Origin of the sequence: Streptomyces apocyni, assembly GCF_009739465.1 — a bacterium.
In the GTDB taxonomy this organism is placed as follows: Bacteria; Actinomycetota; Actinomycetes; order Streptomycetales; family Streptomycetaceae; genus Streptomyces; species Streptomyces apocyni.
Window position 1 is genome coordinate 143,709 of record NZ_WHOM01000051.1, and the last position, 16,080, is coordinate 159,788.

A 16,080-nucleotide genomic window follows, 5' to 3' on the forward strand; every position below is an offset into this window, starting at 1 on the left:
CGCGCCTACGATGTGCGCATGCGTGCACAGGAGAGGGACGAGAAGAGGGACGAGAAGAGGGACGAGAAGAGGGACGACCTGCTGACGGCGGCCGTACGGCTACGCGAACTGGGGGCCGCCGAGGAGGCCAGGCAGCGGCTGCTGGAACTCGGCGCCGAGTTCCCCGAGGACGCCGAGGTGGCCTATCAGACGGCCTGGGTCCATGACGTCCTGGGCCTGGAGGCCGAGGCCGTCCCGTTCTACGAGCGGGGCCTCGTCGGCGGGGGCCTCTCGCCCGATGACCGGCGTGGGGCGCTGCTGGGCCTCGGCAGTACGTATCGGGTGCTCGGGCGGTACGAGATGGCGGTGGCCACGCTGCGCCAGGGGGTCGAGGAGTTCCCGGACGACGGGGCGCTGCGGTCGTTCCTGGCCATGGCGCTGTTCAACGTCGCCGAGCACCACGAGGCGATGCGGACGCTGCTGGAACTGCTCGCCACCACCAGCGAGGACCCTCAGGTACGGGCGTACCGGAGGGCCATCGAGCACTACGCGCGTGATCTGACCGCCACCGAGTGAGCTGGATCCTGTGCGGCGGGCCCTGCTCGCTCAGCCTTGCTGGAAGAGCTCCGCTGGCAGCGGCTTCAGGAGGGCGTACAGGTCGTCGGTAATGGGACGGTCCCAGGCGGCGATGGTGACCAGGACCTTGTCGCTGCGGTCGAACTGAACGCAGGAGATACGGCTCTCGGAGAGCTTGACGCGGCGCACGATCAGCAGGTTGTCGCCCTGCATCACGGGGACGTCCTCGGTCTCGACGACCTCGACCTCCTCGTCGTTCTCCAGGGCGAGGAGGAGCTGGGCGACCTCGAAGGGCACCTGCTTGTCCTCGAGCTCGCGGGCCGGGGACCCCTCGGGGAGGTTGCCGATGATCATCGCCGGGCCGCGTCCGCCGAACAGGTCGTATCGCAGGAACACGCCCTGGCAGCTGCCGTCGGGGGCGGGCAGCAGGCCCGCGCCGAGGTTGCCGGGCCAGTCACCCGGGTCCATGGCCAGGACATCGAAGTCCGGGCCCGCGGGCGTGGCGGAACTGCGGCGGCGGAGGAAGGACATGCCGCCATGGTACGTGGCTCCGCGGCTGTTCCGGAGCCGGGCCCCGGGCGGCTGTCAGGCTCTTAGCGTCCCGTCGAGCGGTGCCGCTCGTGGTGGCGGGCCACGCGGGCGCGGTTGCCGCAGGAGGGCTTGCACCACTCCTGGCGGGGGTGCTCCTTGAGGAAGTAGCGCACACAGCGCGGGCCGTGGCAGGCCCGTAGTGTCACCCGGTCGGGGCCGGTGAGGAAGGCGATGGCGGCACGGGCGAGTGCGGCCGTCACCAGGGCATGGGCGGGGGCTCGGGCGGCGGGCTCCTGGTGTACGGCGGGGTCGGCTCCGCTGGGCCAGCTCAGGACGGGGGCGGCGGGGACGAGCGCGGCGGCGGCGTTCAGCAGGGCGACGGCCTCGGCGTCGGGCAGCAGCTGTCCGGCGTCGGCGGGGCTGGGTTCGCCCGGGCGTACGGCACGGGCGAGCACGGAGCGGACGGCGGCCCGTAGCTCGCGGACGGCGGTCAGGGACGCGGCGTCGGCGGTGTAGCCGACGGGGACCGGTAGCGCGGCCTGGCGTTCACGGACCCAGGCGGTGAGCCCGGCGGGTTCGGCGAGGTCGTCGGCGACGCCACCGTGGCCGTCGTGGCGGAGGGTGACGGCGAGGTCGATGACGAGCTGCGCTTCCGACAGGGGCGTGGGCACGGACATGGCCTAATGATAGCTTCGCGGATATCCATTAGCCGTCGGAGGAGTTCCATGGCTGGACGGGGGCGGGGGGCGACGTGACCCGTATCGACTACTGGCGCGAGGGTCTGCGGGAGGTCCCGGACCAGGTGTGGGATCAGCGGGACGCCGAAGTGCTGCTCCTCGCCGACAACGCACTGACCCGGCTGCCACCGGAGATCGCCGCCCTGACCCGGCTGCACACGCTGGACCTCGGGCACAACCAGCTCACCGAGGTGCCTGCCGAGCTGGGCGCCCTGACCGGGCTGTCCGGTTTCCTGTATCTGCACGACAACCGGCTCACCACGCTCCCCGAGTCGCTGGGGCGGCTGACCCGGCTCGGCTATCTCAATGTCGGTGAGAACCCGCTCACCGCGCTGCCCACGACGCTCGGGTCGATGGCCGCGCTGGTGGAACTCAGGGCGCGGCACAACCTGCTCACCGAACTCCCCGCGTCCCTGGGGCGGCTGAGCGCGCTGCGCGAGCTGTGGCTGCGCGGCAACCGGCTGACCGCCCTGCCCGCCTCCGCGGCCGGGCTGCGGGAACTGCGCGAGTTGGAGCTGCGCGAGAACCGCTTCGAGACCGTGCCCGAGGCACTGCGCGATCTGCCGATGCTGCGCAGGCTCGATCTGCGCGCCAATCGACTGCGGGACCTCCCGTACTGGGTCGCGGAGTTGCCCGCGCTGGAGAAGCTGGACCTGCGCTGGAACCCGGCGCGGCCAGCGGCCCGTGTGCTGCGGGAGCTGGCGCGGCGCGGGTGCGTCGTGCTGCTCTGAGCCTGGTCGTCAGGTCCGGCCCGTCCGGGTCAGGTCACGTCAGGTCGAACTCACCGTCCCGCGCGCCCAGGACGAAGGCGCGCCACTCGGCGGGGGTGAAGATCAGGGACGGTTTCTGGGGGCTGCCGCCGTTACGCATCGCGATAAAGCCTTCCACGAAAGCGATCTGCACATCGCCGTGTCCCTGACTGCTGGACTGCCAGTTCGCGTTGCTGAGGTCCAGCTCGGGCTTGTCCCAGCCCGTAGGCGGCTGCTGGGTGGTGGTGCTCTCGGCCACGTCCTGCTCCTCCCGGTTCGTCGTCCGTGGCCAGACTAGCGATCGCCGCCGATGCCCAACAGGCCCCGGCGTGCCCCGGCGCGGCCGGGCGGCGCCGGTCATGTCGTGGGCGGCTCGGCGCCGACCAGCCACATCGAGAAGAACTGCGCCCCGCCGCCGTACGCGTGACCGAGAGCGGTCCGTGCGCCCCGCACCTGGTGCGCTCCCGCCTGTCCGCGCACCTGGAGCGCGGCCTCGGCGAAGCGGATCATGCCGGAGGCGCCGATGGGGTTGGTGGAGAGCACGCCGCCCGAAGGGTTCACGGGCAGGTCGCCGTCGAGCTCGGTGACGCCGGACTCGGTGAGCTTCCAGCCTTCGCCTTCGGCGGCGAAGCCCAGGTTCTCCAGCCACATCGGCTCGTACCAGGAGAACGGTACGTACATCTCGACGGCGTCGATCTGGCGCCGCGGGTCGGTGATTCCCGCTTGCCGGTACACGTCGGCCGCGCAGTCCTTCCCGGCCTGCGGTGAGACGAAGTCCTTGCCCGCGAAGAGGGTCGGTTCGCTGCGCATCGCGCCGCCGTGCATCCAGGCGGGCGGGCGCGGTGAACGGGTGGCGCCCGCACGGTCGGTGAGGATCATCGCGCAGGCGCCGTCGGATGACGGGCAGGTCTCCGAGTAGCGGACGGGGTCCCACAGCATCGGGGACGCCTGGACCTTCTCGAGGGTGATGTCCTTCTCGTGCAGATGCGCGTAGGGGTTCTTCAGGGCGTTGCGGCGGTCCTTGTACGCGACCAGGGAGCCGATGGTGTCGGGGGCTCCGGTGCGGCGCATGTAGGCGCGGATGTGCGGGGCGAAGAAGCCGCCCGCGCCCGCGAGGAGCGGTTGCTGGAAGGGGATGGGCAGGGACAGGCCCCACATGGCGTTGGATTCGGACTGTTTCTCGAAGGCGAGGGTGAGCACGGTGGAGTGGACGCGGGCGGCCACCAGATTGGCCGCGACGAGCGCGGTGGAGCCGCCGACCGAGCCCGCCGTGTGGACGCGCAACAGGGGTTTGCCGACGGCGCCGAGGGCGTCGGCGAGGTACAGCTCCGGCATCATCACGCCCTCGAAGAAGTCGGGGGCCTTGCCGATGACGACGGCGTCGATGTCCGCCCAGGTCAGCTCGGCGTCGTCGAGGGCGCGGCTGGCCGCCTCGCGGACCAGGCCCGCGAGGGAGACGTCGCGGCGAGCGGAGACGTGCTTGGTCTGGCCGATGCCGGTGACGGCGACCGGTTCCCTGCTCATCGCTGATCCCCTCTCATCGCTGATGTTCCCTGCTCATCGGTGATGTCCCTTCATCGCTGGTCCCCCTCGAGTACGGCGACCAGGTTCTGTTGCAGGCACGGCCCCGAGGTCGCGTGGGCCAAGGCCCGCTCGGAGGTGCCCCGGTGGATACGGGCCGCGGCCTCGCCGATCCGGATCAGGCCCGTGGCCATCACGGGGTTGGCGGCCAGCGCCCCGCCGGACGGGTTGACGTCTACCGTGCTGTCGCTGTCCAGCCGCAGGGCTTTGCGGAGGACGACCTCCTGGGAGGTGAAGGGGGCGTGCAGTTCGGCGGTGTCGACGGGGCGTTCGAACGCTCCGGCGCGTTCGGCCGCCAGGCGGGTCGATGGTGAGTCGGTGAGGTCACGTACGCCGAGGCTGTGGGCCTCGATCCGGTGGTCCATGCCCCGAATCCAGGCGGGACGCTCGCGCAGCTCGCGGGCCCGGTCACCGGCCGCGAGGATCACCGCGGCGGCGCCGTCCCCGACGGGCGGGCAGTCGCCCTTACGGAGCGGCCGCACCAGGTAGTCGCCCTGGGGGCGCGCGCCGGGCAGTTGGGCGTGCGGGTTGCTCTCGGCGGCGGTGCGGCTGCGGGTGGCGACCCGGGCGAGAGCCCGCTCGTCGGTGTCGCCCGCGTCGATCAGCGCCTGTGCCTGGAGTGCCGCGAGCGCCACCGCGTCGGGCCACAGCGGAGCGACGTAGTACGGGTCCAACTGGCGGGTGAGGACATCCCGTACGGAGCCCGGCGAGGACTTCCCGTAGGCGTAGACGAGCGCGGTGTCCACTTCGCCGGTGAGGATCTTCACCCAGGCCTCGTACAGGGCCCAGGCGCCGTCCATCTCCACATGGGACTCGGAGATCGGCGGCCAGGCGCCGACGCCGTCGAGTGCCATGGTGAAGGAGAAGGCGCGGCCCGCGAGATAGTCGGACGATCCCGAGCAGGTGAACCCGATGTCACCGGCCTTCAGGCCGGTCTGCCGCTGTACGTCGTGCAGCACCGGCATCAGCATCTCGACCTCCGAGAGCTCGTCGGTGGTGCGCTGGTGGTCGCTCTGCGCGAACGCGACGACGGCCACATCGGTGAAGTCGCCAGGTGACCTCATCTAGAGCAGCTCCTTGTACACGTCGTAGTCGGCGTCGGGTTCGCCGGTGGGCCGGTAGTGGTCGGGGTAACGGCCGCCTTCCGTCCAGACGGGTTCCACCCGCAGGCCCATGCGCACCTGGTCGTAGGGAATGCCGCCGATGCGTCCGTGCAGGGCGAGGTCGGCGCCGTCCAGGGCGATGTGCGCGTACACGTAGGGCACTTCGATGTCGAGGTTCTTCGCTTTGATGTTGACGACGCAGTACGTGGTGACGGTGCCGCGCGGGCCGACCTCGACCCGCTCGTCGGTGGCGACGCCGCAGGTGGGGCAGGCGCCGCGGGGCGGGACGTACACCTTGCGGCAGGAGGGGCAGCGTTCACCGATGGTCTTGTTCTCGGACAGGGCGTGCAGGTAGGCGGACTGGGCCCGGCCTGGGGAGTAGGTGTAGTCGAGGCGGGCGGGGGCGATGATGCCGGTGACAGCATTGGCGAAGTCGCCGCTGTGGTCGCGGGCCTCGCCGCTGTCCGGTCCCTCGTACGGTTCGAAGCACGCGATGTCGGTGATGGCGCCGGTGCGTTCGGGGGCCCAGCGGACGCGGACCCGCAGGCCGGTGCGTACGGCGTCGGGACTTGGCGCGTCCAGGGCGTGCAGCAGTGCGGTGTCGGCGCCGTCGAGCCGTACGAGGACCCAGGCGAAGGGGGTGGCCAGGGGCTGGCCTCGGCGGGGTTCGGGGTTCCAGGCCCAGGTGGTGACGGTGCCGGTGGCGCCGACCTCGACGAGGTCGCGTATCTCGTCGGCGGTGACAGGGTCGTATTCGACGGGCGGTACGAGCACCCGGCCGTCGGTGGTTTTGACGCCCAGCAGGGTGCGTTCGCGTAGGCCGGTGAGGAAGGCGCTCTGCACCGGGCCGAGCGAGCGGGTGAAGGGGAACTCGACGACCAGGGGGGCTTTCAGAACTTCGGGCACGGTTCGTTCTCCTTGGGGCCTGGGGCGCCTGAGGTGCCTGGGGTGCCTGGGGTGCCTGGGGTGCCTGATGTCAGGAGCGCCGGTAGACGGGCGGACGCTTCTCGGCGAACGCCTTGGCGCCTTCCTTGGCGTCGTCAGTGGCGAAGATCGGCCAGCCGCGTTCGAGTTCGGCCTTGAGGCCGTCGGTCTCGGTCAGCTCGGCGCTTTCGTACACCGACGCCTTGACCGCTTCGACGGCGAGGGGGCCGCAGGCGTTGATCTGTTCGGCGATGGCGAGGGCCTTGTCCAGGGCGGTGCCGTCGGGGACGACGTGGCCGATCAGGCCGATGGCGGCGGCCTCGTCGGCCGTGTAGGGGCGGCCGGTGAGGAGCATCTCCAGGGCGTGGGTGCGCGGGATCTGGCGCTGGAGGCGGACGGTGGAGCCGCCGATCGGGAACAGGCCGCGTTTGACCTCGAAGAGGCCGAAGGTGGCGGAGGTGCCCGCGACGCGGATATCGGTGCCCTGGAGGATCTCGGTGCCGCCCGCGACGCAGTAGCCCTCGACCGCCGCGATCACCGGTTTGCGCGGGCGGTGGTGGCGGAGCATCGCCTTCCAGTGCAGGTCCGGGTCGGCCTTGAGGCGGTCTCGGTAGCTCTCGCCCGCCATGCCCTGGCCCGCGAGTGCCTTGAGGTCCATGCCCGCGCAGAAGTCACCGCCCGCGCCGGTGAGCACGATCGAGCGGATCGCGTCGTCCTCGTCGGCCTCCAGCCAGCCGTCGTACAGCCCTACCAGCAGCGGCAACGAGAGGGCGTTCTTCGCCTCCGGCCGGTTCAAAGTGAGTACCAGTGTGGCGCCTTCGCGCCGCACGGTCAGGTGTTCCGTCCCACCCATTGCCGTCCTCCTGTCTCACGACCTAGAACAGGTTGCAGTAGGCGGAGGTCCAGTTCAATAGTTTTCTGACAGTCAGTCAGTTTTCTTCGCGGGGCCCCTTCCCAGTTCCGTCGGGCGGCGCTCTAATGACCGCCAGGCAGGCAGCCGGTGGCGTCAGGAGGAGCGGTGGAGTACAACCTTGCCGACCTGTTCGAGTCGGTCGTCGATGTGGTCCCTGACCGTGAGGCCCTGGTGTACGTCGACCATCCGGGCACCGGCGCCGAGCGCCGCCTCACCTATCGCGAGCTGGACGCGGCGGCCAACCGGCTCGCCCATCACCTGATCGACAGCGGGATCAGGCCGGGCGAGCACCTGGGGCTGCACCTCTACAACGGGATCGAGTACCTCCAGACCGTGCTGGCCTGCCTGAAGGCGCGGATCGTGCCGGTGAACGTCAACTACCGCTATGTGGAAGAGGAGCTGGTCTACCTCTACCGGGACGCCGATCTGGTGGCTCTCGTCTTCGACGCGGAGTTCACGGAGCGGGTCGCCGCCGCCCTGCCGCAGACGGAGAAGCTGCGGCATCTGATACGGGTCGGTACGCCGCCCGAGGGCACGCCCGGGATCTCCCTCACGGCCTTCGCCGACGCCGAGGCGTCGGGGTCGCCTGAACGGGGGTTCGGGCCGCGGTCCGCGGACGATCTGTTCATCATCTACACCGGCGGCACCACCGGAATGCCCAAGGGCGTGATGTGGCGCCAGGAGGACCTGTTTTTCGCGGGCCTGTTCGGCGGTGAGCCGTCAGGCGAGCCAGTGAAGCGCCCTGAGGAGCTGGCCGAGCGTGTCGCGGCGGGCGGCGCCGGACTCACGTTCTTCCCCACTCCCCCGCTGATGCACGGCACCTCGACGCTGACCTCGTTCGTTGCCTTCAACTACGGCCAGCGGATCGTCATCCACCGCAAGTACGTGCCGGAGGAAGTCCTGCGCACCATCGAGAAGGAGAAGGTCTCCAGCGTGTCGCTGGTCGGTGACGCGATGCTCAGGCCGCTCGTCGACGCGCTGCACGGCCCGCTCAAGGGCACCGACCTGTCCTCGCTGTTCAGCCTCTCCTCCTCCGGGGCGATCATGTCGGACACGGTGCGCGACCAGTTCCAGGCGCTGGCGCCGAACGTCCTGCTGCTGAACAACTTCGGGTCGTCCGAGTCCGGCTCCAACGGCCGCGCGACCGACGACTCGGGCCCGGAGAAGGGCTTCAGACTGCTGGTCAACGACCGTACGCAGGTGGTCGACCCGGTCACCCATGAGCCCGTACCGGTGGGCGAGCCCGGCCGCATCGCCCAGCGAGGGCACGTCCCGCTCGGCTACTACAACGACCCGGCCAAAACCGCGGAGACCTTCTTCCAGCGGGACGGCGAGCGCTGGGTGCTGCTCGGCGACATGGCGACGGTCGACGAGGAGGGCATCGTGACGGTGCTCGGCCGCGGCTCTCAGTGCATCAACACCGGTGGTGAGAAGGTCTATCCGGAAGAGGTCGAGCAGGCGCTCAAGGCTCACCCCGATGTGTACGACGCCCTGGTGGCGGGCGTCCCGGACGCCACCTGGGGCAACCATGTGGCAGCCGTGGTGCAACTGCGCCCGGGCGCCCCCGAACCCTCGCTCGACACACTCCAGACGCACTGCCGCACCCGACTCGCGGGGTACAAGATCCCCCGCCAACTGGTCCTCACGGACACCATCCAGCGCTCCCCCAGCGGCAAGGCCGACTACCGCTGGGCACGCTCGGTCGCCGCGGATGCGGCGGGGGCGGCGGGGGCGGCGGGCGCGGCGGGCGCCGACTGAGCTCGGCTTGCGCTCAGATGCCGAACTCCTTCAGGGCTGCCAGGAATGCGGCGGGCCGGGTCTGGTGCACCAGGTGCCCCGCGTCGATGGTGACGCAACGGGCGCCCGGGACGCGCTGGGCCGTCCGGGCCAGTTCGGCCTGATCGAACGGGCTGCTCGGGCCCCCGGCGACAACCAGCGTCGGTGTCGTGAGGTCCGCCAGGCGCTCGCGCCAGGCCGGATCGGGAGCGTTGAGCTGCGCGTCGATCGACGGCACCACCAGCCAGTCGAAGCCGAGACCGCCGAGCGGCTCATCCGGGCGTTCGGCGGGCGGGCGTGGCGGGTCGAGCGGTGGCAGGAGGGGAGCCTCCTCCAGGACGAGCCGCCCGATCAGCGCGGGCTCCGACTGGGCCAGCAGGCAGGCGGCGACGCCCCCCATGGAGTGGCCGATCACCGCCGCCCCCTGAAGCCCGAGCTCCCGCAGAAAGCCTGCCAGCTCGTCCCGGTAGCCCTCGAACGAGTAGTCGCCCGGCCAGTCACTCAGACCGTGCCCGCTCAGGTCGAGCGCGTAGACGCGGTGATCGGCGGCAAGGGCTTCGGCGATGTCCGCCCAGTCCTGGCCGCTGCCGCAGCGGCCGTGCACCAGCACCACCGGGGGCGCGGACTCCCGCCCCCAGACACGGTAGGCGAGTTCGGTCCCGTCGTACGTGCTGAATGTCGGCATGCGGGCGATCATCACAGCCGCGCCCGGGTGCGGACAACGGCGTTCGCTCAGCGCGCGAAGGTCCGTCGATACCTCACGTCTTGACGCCCTCGCGCGGGCCCTGGATTACTGGCTCCAGCACCTCAACCGAATGATCGGTCGTTCGACGCGCGTACGGCCGGAACGGGAGAGTTCCCATGGAACCCATGCTGGACGCGGCGGAACGGCTCGACCGCGAGGAGCTCGCGGCGCTCCAACTGGAGCGGCTGCGCGCCACCTTGCGGCACGCCTACGACAACGTGCCGTTCTACCGGGAGTCCTTCGACAAAGCCGGGCTGCGGCCTGAGGACTGCCGCTCCCTGGCCGACCTGGCCCGCTTCCCGTTCACCACCAAGGCCGATCTCCGCGACACCTACCCGTTCGGGATGCTCGCCGTGCCACGGGACCAGGTGCGCCGTATCCACGCCTCCAGCGGCACGACGGGACGCCCCACGGTGGTCGGCTACACCGCGCGGGACCTGGACACGTGGGCCGACGTGGTGGCCCGCTCACTGCGTGCGGCGGGCGTACGGCCCGGCCAGCTGGTCCATGTGGCGTACGGCTATGGACTGTTCACCGGCGGTCTTGGCGCGCACTACGGCGTGGAGCGGCTCGGCTGCACCGTCGTTCCCGCGTCCGGTGGGATGACGGCACGCCAAGTGCGGCTGATCCAGGACTTCCAGCCCGAGGTGATCATGGTGACGCCCTCGTATCTGCTCACCCTGCTGGACGAGTTCGAGCGGCAGGGCGTCGATCCGCGCACGACGTCGCTGCGGGTGGGTCTGTTTGGCGCGGAGCCATGGACCGAGCGGATGCGCCGGGAGATCGAGGAGCGGTGCGCGATCGACGCGGTCGACATCTACGGGCTGTCGGAGGTGATCGGCCCCGGTGTAGCGCAGGAGTGTGTGGAGACCAAGGACGGGCTGCATGTGTGGGAGGACCACTTCTATCCGGAGGTCGTCGATCCGGTCACCGGCCAGGTGCTGCCGGATGGCGAGCGCGGTGAGCTGGTGTTCACCTCGCTCACCAAGGAGGCGATGCCCGTCATCCGGTACCGGACCCGTGATCTGACCCGGCTGCTGCCGGGCACGGCCCGGGTGTTCCGGCGGATGGAGAAGGTCACCGGGCGCTGCGACGACATGATCATCCTGCGCGGGGTGAACCTCTTCCCCACCCAGATCGAGGAGATCGTGCTGCGTACGCCGGGCGTGGCACCGCACTTCCAGCTGCGGCTCACCCGCGAGGGGCGGCTGGACGAGTTGACCGTACGGGCCGAGGCGCGGCCGGGAACGGGGCCGGAGGAACGGGCCGCGGCGGGTCGGGAGATCGCCGCGGCGGTGAAGGACGGGGTCGGGGTGTCGGTCGGGGTGGAGATCCTCGACCCCGGCGTGCTGGAGCGGTCCGTCGGCAAGATCCAGCGGATCGTCGATGAGCGGAACGTGGACGGTCAGGGTTGAGGTTCGGTGCGGGTGGCGGGCTGGTCGAGTGTGGTGATGACGCGCCCACCGGCGGCCGCGGACGCCTCCGTACCCGGGTGGTCGGCGGCCAGAGCCGCGGTGAGCTCGCAGACGGCCGCGCGCAGGGCGGTCACCTGCTCCTGCAGGTCGCGTAGCCGGGTGCCGGTGTCGACGATGATGGACTTGGCCATCCACTCCGGGTTGGCCTCGGTGCCCCAAGGGACTCTGATGAAGTGGTCCTTCTCCCAGACTCGCTGGGCGACCTTCTCGATGTCTTCCTGGGACAGGGGCATGGCGTCGTCCTCCGGGTTCCAGTGGGCTGGGTGTCTCAGGCGTTCGGCGACCTTGCCGCGGAACGCGTTCATGTCGAAGCTGGGGTCGATCTTGCGGCGGGTGCCTTCCTTGTGGCCGATCACCGAATGCTGGTTCCAGCCGTGCGCGCGGCAGATGGCCGCGGCCCAGCGGACGGCCTGGTCGTACTGCACGGCGGGATAGGGGTCGCGGCCGTCGCCGAGGTTCTCGATCTCGATGCCGTAGGTGTGCCGGTTGCCGTCGATGGGTTCCGCCCCGTCGGGGCGCGGGTGGTGTGGCGACTCGTTCACCATCGCGCTGTACGCGTTGCGGGCCATCCTGCCGAAGTGGTTGGCACGGCCCGCGCTGATCATCGTCGCGGTGCCGTTCTTGGCCAGGTGGGTGTGGCACAGCGGGCCCGGCAGCGCCGCCGTCCCCCGCCACACGAACTCCAGACTGTTCGTGCCCGCGGTGTGGTGGATCGCCACGCCGTTCACGCCGCCCCAGGGGCCTTTGTGGTTACGGTGGTGCGTCCGCCAGCCCGAGCGCTCCACGGCGCGTACGCCCTCGGCTCTGAGGGCTCCGAGTAGTCTGGCGGCGGTGAGCGGAGTGGCCATCGGTCCTCCAGCCATGAGCGAATCCGCTTGGTGCGTTGAGGTTGTTGTACCCATGCCAAGCCGGATGGCCCACCTCAGGAGGGCAGTTCTCGCACAACCTCGCGCAGCAGGTCGTGGATCAGGAACTCGCCCGGCGCGCGGTTCTCCTTGAGGCGGTCCAGGTCGCGGGGGCCGAACCAGTCGTACGCGGTGTGCTTGGACCACTCCAGGGCGGGGGCGTCAAGGTCCCCGCACACCTCGACGAGGTAGTCGGCCTCGCGCCGTACGCCTCCGCCGTCGTCTCCCGTCCAGGTGACGACTCCAAGGAACCGCCGTACCCGGGTGAGGTGCCACCCCGTCTCCTCCGTGACCTCCCGCGCGAGCGCGTCCAGGAGGGTCTCGCCGGGCTCGACATGGCCGCCCACGATGTCCCAGGTGTCGGGGAACAGCCGCCGGTCCGGGGCGCGTCGCTGCGCGAAGGCCTCGCCGCGCGGGTTGAGGATGACCGCGCCGACGGCCCACGTCTGGCCGTGCTCGGGAATCGGAAGGTCGACTCCGTCGTCCACGATGACCGGCTGCTGGGGTGCGGGCTGTTCTCGGATGACTGATCCTTTCGCGCTGGCTGCGGCTAGGTTGGTAGGCGCACGCCTGAGCGACGTTTACCAGGAGGTTCCCGTGTCCGACCGTGATCCCCGTAGTGAGGCCGCGACGATACGCGCGCGGATCGACACCAGCAAGCCGCACTCCGCGCGCTTTTGGAACTACTTCGTGGGCGGCAAGGACCACTACGAGGTGGACCGCGAGACGGGCGACCAGATCAAGCAGATCTTCCCTGGTCTGGTCGATGTCGCGCTCACCAGTCGGCACTTCCTGGGGCGCGCGGTCCAGTACCTGGCCGGGGAGCGGGGCGTACGGCAGTTCCTGGACATCGGCACCGGGCTGCCGACCGCGGACAACACCCATCAGGTGGCCCAGCGGGTGGCACCGGACTCCCGGATCGTCTACGTCGACAACGACCCGCTGGTGCTGACCCACGCCCGCGCCCTGCTGACCAGCACACCCGAGGGCGAGACGGCCTACCTCGACGCCGATCTGTACGACCCGGACGCCATCCTGCGAGCCGCCGGTGACACGCTGGACCTCTCACAGCCGGTCGCGCTGATGATCCTGAACACCCTGGGCCATGTCGCCGAGTACGAGCGTGCCCGGGATCTGGTGGCGCGGCTGATGGCCGGTCTGGCGCCTGGCAGCTATCTGGTGATCAGTGACAGCACCGCCACCAGCGCGGGCATGGTCGCCGCGTCGGAGGCGTACAACGCCAGTGGAGCGGTGCCGTACTACGTACGGAGTGTCGAGGAGATCGCCGGGCTCTTCGACGGCTTGGAGCTGGCCGAGCCCGGGATCACCCCGGTCACGCGATGGCGCCCCGCGCCCGGCGGCCCGGCCGAAGGTCCCGCGGCCGTCGACGCCTACGGAGGCGTGGGCCGCAAGGCCTGACGCTTGACGCCCTGCGCCTTCCGCCTGTCCGCCCGCGGGCCGGGGTGCTGCCGCCGTGTGTCCGTCGCGGCGCGGCGGGCCAGCGGGGATCATGGCCCGATAGAGTGAGGGCGTACGCCACCGGGGCGCCGGTCAGGACACACCCTGCGGGCAGGCCTCGCCGGTGCTCCGCACTGCCAGACACAACCGCCGCGAGACAGGGGACCCGTCGTGCCCGCTTCACGTCTGAGCCGGACACCGCTGCCGGGGATCGGCGTCCGCTACGACCTCACCACCCGTGAACACCGCAACCTCTCCGTGATCGCGGAGCGGGAAGGTGGCCGCATCCTCAACGCCTACCGCGAGGACGACCCGGACGCCTGCGCGCTGTCGCTGCGGCTGACGGCGGGTGAGTCGGAAGCGCTGATCGACGCGCTGATGCCCGCGCACCACAGCCCGAACCTGCTGCACACCACCGACCTCGGCCTGGTCGCCGAACGCGTCGAGCTGGCGGGCACCTCGTACTGGAACGGGCGCGTCCTGGGCGACACCCGGATGCGTACCGAGACGGGTGTGTCCGTGGTGGCCGTGCTGCGCCGCGCCGAGGCGATCCCGTCTCCCGGCCCGGACTTCCGGCTGGCGGGCGGCGACACCCTGATCGTGATCGGTACCCGGGAGGGCGCGGAGGCGGCCGCGGACATCCTCGGACGGGAGTAGGCCTGTGCACTCGGCGACGTTCCTCATCGAGTTCGGCGCGATCATCCTGGGTCTTGGCCTGCTCGGCCGGTTCGCGGCGCGGTTCCGGCTCTCGCCCATCCCGCTGTACCTGCTGGCCGGTCTCGCCTTCGGCGAGGGCGGGCTGCTGCCGCTGGCCACCAGCGAGGAGTTCGTCCAGATCGGCGCCGAGATCGGTGTCGTACTCCTGCTGTTGATGCTGGGCCTGGAGTACACGGCGAGCGACCTGGTCACCAACCTCAAGACCCACTACCCGGCGGGACTGGTCGACGCCACGCTGAACGCGCTGCCGGGGGCCGCGATGGCGCTGCTGCTCGGCTGGGGCCCGGTGGCCGCCGTCGTCCTGGCCGGGGTCACCTGGATCTCGTCCTCCGGGGTCATCGCGAAGGTGCTCGGGGACCTGGGGCGGCTCGGTAACCGGGAGACGCCGGTGATCCTGAGCATCCTGGTCCTGGAAGACCTGGCGATGGCCGCGTATCTGCCCATCATCACCACGCTGCTGGCCGGGGCGACCCTCGCTGCGGGCAGCGTCACGCTGGCGGTCGCCCTGGGCGCCGCCGGTCTGGTGCTGTTCCTCGCGCTCCGCTACGGGCGGATCATCTCCCGGTTCGTCTCCAGCGACGACCCGGAGAAGCTGCTCCTGGTGGTGCTCGGCCTGACCCTGCTGGTCGCCGGGGTGGCCCAGCAGCTCCAGGTCTCCGCCGCGGTCGGCGCGTTCCTCGTCGGGATCGCCCTGTCCGGTGAGGTCGCCGAGGGAGCCCATACGCTGCTGAGCCCGCTGCGGGACCTGTTCGCCGCGGTGTTCTTCGTCTTCTTCGGGCTGCACACCGATCCGGCCAGCATCCCGCCCGTACTGCTGCCCGCCCTGGCACTGGCCGTCGTGACCGCGGGTACGAAGATCGCCACCGGCTACTGGGCGGCCCGGCGCGCCGGGATCTCGGTCAAGGGCCGGTGGCGCGCTGGTGGTGCGCTGGTCGCCCGCGGCGAGTTCTCGATCGTCATCGCGGGCCTCGCGGTCACGGCGGGCATCGAACCGTCGCTTGGGCCGCTGGCGACCGCGTACGTCCTGATACTGGTGATCATCGGCCCCCTCACCGCCCGCTACGCCGAGCCCCTGGCCACCGCCCTCAGCCGACGGCGCCGCGGGCCGACCCCGCCGGACACCCAGGTGCCACTGCCGGGCGATCCCACGACCGCGACGCGTTAGGGGCGTCTGACCCTGCGTGCCGTGCCGGTCAGCGAAGGCTCGGCGTACGGATGGCGTACGGACGGAGGACCATCAGCGAGTCGTCCCACGTCGCCACCATGGCGAAGGGGAACCGGTCGAGCTCAAGGCAGAGGGCGACGTCATCGGGATGGACTCCCTGTCGTACGCCCTCGGCCAGTTCGGCGGCGGCGCGTGAATCGGCGGCCCGGCGGAGGTACTCGGCCGCGTCCGTCCCGGCCTCGGTGGCCCTGCGGGCGATGTACTGGGCGCACGCCAGATCCTCGTCGGCGTGCCCCTCCTCGCCAGTGACCACGAACGTGACGCTGTCACACTCGCGTGCCCGCAAGAGCCGAGCCGTTGCCTCCGCCACCACGAAGCTGGCGCACAGCACCAACGACGCCTCCTTGACCGCGAGGGCGCCGACGGTGCCCGCCGTGGTCTTCTGCACGACGGTCCGGCCGCCGAGGTCCATCGACCGCAGCATTCCAGGCGAGTTGACGGTGTCGAACCCGGGCGCGGGCGGACCGTCCTTGAGCGCCACCCACCCCGGGTGCCGCTCCTTGAGCGCCAGGGCTTCATCCAGCGACTCAGCGAGAACGATCTTCTCCGCTCCCTGGCCAAAGGCCCAGGCAGCCACCGTGAAGGCACGCATGACGTCGACGACGACCGCGACTGAGGGGGTACCGGTATCGACCAGTTCGGCGATGCCAGGGAATCGAGTGTCCATACGGTCATGATCGCCCATG

General features: G+C 70.7%; 17 protein-coding genes and 1 pseudogene. 7 read left to right on the plus strand and 11 right to left on the minus strand.

Annotated features, from left to right (window positions below; all coding sequences use genetic code 11):
• Window positions 1–18 precede the first annotated feature (18 nt).
• Window positions 19–555 carry a tetratricopeptide repeat protein gene (locus GCN81_RS13675; protein WP_156724846.1) on the plus strand — a complete coding sequence of 179 codons (537 nt, stop codon included), beginning with the start codon at window positions 19–21 and terminating at the stop codon, window positions 553–555.
• Window positions 556–585: 30 nt separating this feature from the next.
• Here GCN81_RS13675 and GCN81_RS13680 read toward each other — a convergent pair whose 3' ends face one another.
• Together GCN81_RS13680 and GCN81_RS13685 are read right to left on the minus strand one after the other, a co-directional pair.
• Window positions 586–1,086, minus strand: coding sequence for a hypothetical protein (locus tag GCN81_RS13680; RefSeq protein WP_156724847.1), 501 nt, complete (start codon window positions 1,084–1,086; stop codon window positions 586–588).
• A 62-nt stretch (window positions 1,087–1,148) separates the two neighbouring features.
• Entirely contained in the window at window positions 1,149–1,763 is a 615-nt protein-coding gene (locus GCN81_RS13685; RefSeq protein WP_156724848.1) for a CGNR zinc finger domain-containing protein, read from the minus strand.
• Window positions 1,764–1,846: 83 nt separating this feature from the next.
• Here GCN81_RS13685 and GCN81_RS13690 point away from each other — a divergent pair, with 83 nt between their 5' ends.
• Entirely contained in the window at window positions 1,847–2,554 is a 708-nt protein-coding gene (locus GCN81_RS13690; RefSeq protein WP_156724958.1) for a leucine-rich repeat domain-containing protein, read from the plus strand.
• A 34-nt stretch (window positions 2,555–2,588) separates the two neighbouring features.
• Here the strand turns inward: GCN81_RS13690 and GCN81_RS13695 are convergent, their stop codons facing one another.
• The 5 genes from GCN81_RS13695 to GCN81_RS13715 form a co-directional block, all read right to left on the minus strand.
• Window positions 2,589–2,831 (minus strand): DUF397 domain-containing protein, encoded by a 243-nt coding sequence (locus tag GCN81_RS13695; protein WP_156724849.1) that lies wholly within the window; start codon window positions 2,829–2,831, stop codon window positions 2,589–2,591.
• Between the two features lie 98 nt (window positions 2,832–2,929).
• Window positions 2,930–4,096 carry a thiolase domain-containing protein gene (locus tag GCN81_RS13700; protein ID WP_156724850.1) on the minus strand — a complete coding sequence of 389 codons (1,167 nt, stop codon included), beginning with the start codon at window positions 4,094–4,096 and terminating at the stop codon, window positions 2,930–2,932.
• Between the two features lie 50 nt (window positions 4,097–4,146).
• Window positions 4,147–5,217: a thiolase domain-containing protein gene (locus GCN81_RS13705; protein WP_156724851.1), complete on the minus strand. Its 1,071-nt coding sequence runs from the start codon at window positions 5,215–5,217 to the stop codon at window positions 4,147–4,149.
• Complete coding sequence (locus GCN81_RS13710) at window positions 5,218–6,162, minus strand: Zn-ribbon domain-containing OB-fold protein (RefSeq protein ID WP_156724852.1); 945 nt, start codon at window positions 6,160–6,162, stop codon at window positions 5,218–5,220.
• Window positions 6,163–6,232: 70 nt separating this feature from the next.
• On the minus strand, window positions 6,233–7,033 hold the full coding sequence (locus tag GCN81_RS13715; RefSeq protein WP_156724853.1) for a crotonase/enoyl-CoA hydratase family protein: 801 nt from the start codon (window positions 7,031–7,033) through the stop codon (window positions 6,233–6,235).
• Window positions 7,034–7,198: 165 nt separating this feature from the next.
• On the opposite strand from GCN81_RS13715, the gene GCN81_RS13720 reads away from it, so the two are divergent.
• Window positions 7,199–8,851, plus strand: coding sequence for an acyl-CoA synthetase (locus GCN81_RS13720; protein WP_156724854.1), 1,653 nt, complete (start codon window positions 7,199–7,201; stop codon window positions 8,849–8,851).
• 13 nt (window positions 8,852–8,864) lie between these two features.
• Here the strand turns inward: GCN81_RS13720 and GCN81_RS13725 are convergent.
• Window positions 8,865–9,530 (minus strand): annotated as a pseudogene (locus GCN81_RS13725) (alpha/beta fold hydrolase); the annotation flags it as partial.
• A gap of 200 nt (window positions 9,531–9,730) precedes the next feature.
• Between GCN81_RS13725 and paaK the strand changes: the two are divergent.
• Entirely contained in the window at window positions 9,731–11,029 is a 1,299-nt protein-coding gene (gene paaK / locus GCN81_RS13730; protein WP_156724856.1) for a phenylacetate--CoA ligase PaaK, read from the plus strand.
• Here paaK and GCN81_RS13735 read toward each other — a convergent pair.
• Together GCN81_RS13735 and GCN81_RS13740 are read right to left on the minus strand one after the other, a co-directional pair.
• Window positions 11,020–11,952, minus strand: a complete 933-nt coding sequence (locus tag GCN81_RS13735) for a peptidoglycan recognition protein family protein (protein WP_231626702.1) — start codon at window positions 11,950–11,952, stop codon at window positions 11,020–11,022. The two genes, paaK and GCN81_RS13735, sit on opposite strands and share 10 nt — an antisense overlap.
• Window positions 11,953–12,011: 59 nt before the next feature.
• Complete coding sequence (locus GCN81_RS13740) at window positions 12,012–12,482, minus strand: NUDIX hydrolase (RefSeq protein WP_156724858.1); 471 nt, start codon at window positions 12,480–12,482, stop codon at window positions 12,012–12,014.
• Window positions 12,483–12,591: 109 nt separating this feature from the next.
• On the opposite strand from GCN81_RS13740, the gene GCN81_RS13745 reads away from it, so the two are divergent.
• The 3 genes from GCN81_RS13745 (at window position 12,592) to GCN81_RS13755 (ending at window position 15,334) form a co-directional block, all read left to right on the plus strand.
• Entirely contained in the window at window positions 12,592–13,413 is an 822-nt protein-coding gene (locus GCN81_RS13745; protein ID WP_231626703.1) for an SAM-dependent methyltransferase, read from the plus strand.
• Between the two features lie 210 nt (window positions 13,414–13,623).
• Window positions 13,624–14,109, plus strand: a complete 486-nt coding sequence (locus GCN81_RS13750) for a cation:proton antiporter regulatory subunit (RefSeq protein WP_156724860.1) — start codon at window positions 13,624–13,626, stop codon at window positions 14,107–14,109.
• A gap of 4 nt (window positions 14,110–14,113) precedes the next feature.
• Complete coding sequence (locus tag GCN81_RS13755; protein ID WP_156724861.1) at window positions 14,114–15,334, plus strand: cation:proton antiporter; 1,221 nt, start codon at window positions 14,114–14,116, stop codon at window positions 15,332–15,334.
• A gap of 28 nt (window positions 15,335–15,362) precedes the next feature.
• Here the strand turns inward: GCN81_RS13755 and GCN81_RS13760 are convergent, their stop codons facing one another.
• Window positions 15,363–16,061 (minus strand): 2-phosphosulfolactate phosphatase, encoded by a 699-nt coding sequence (locus GCN81_RS13760; RefSeq protein WP_156724862.1) that lies wholly within the window; start codon window positions 16,059–16,061, stop codon window positions 15,363–15,365.
• Window positions 16,062–16,080 lie beyond the last annotated feature (19 nt).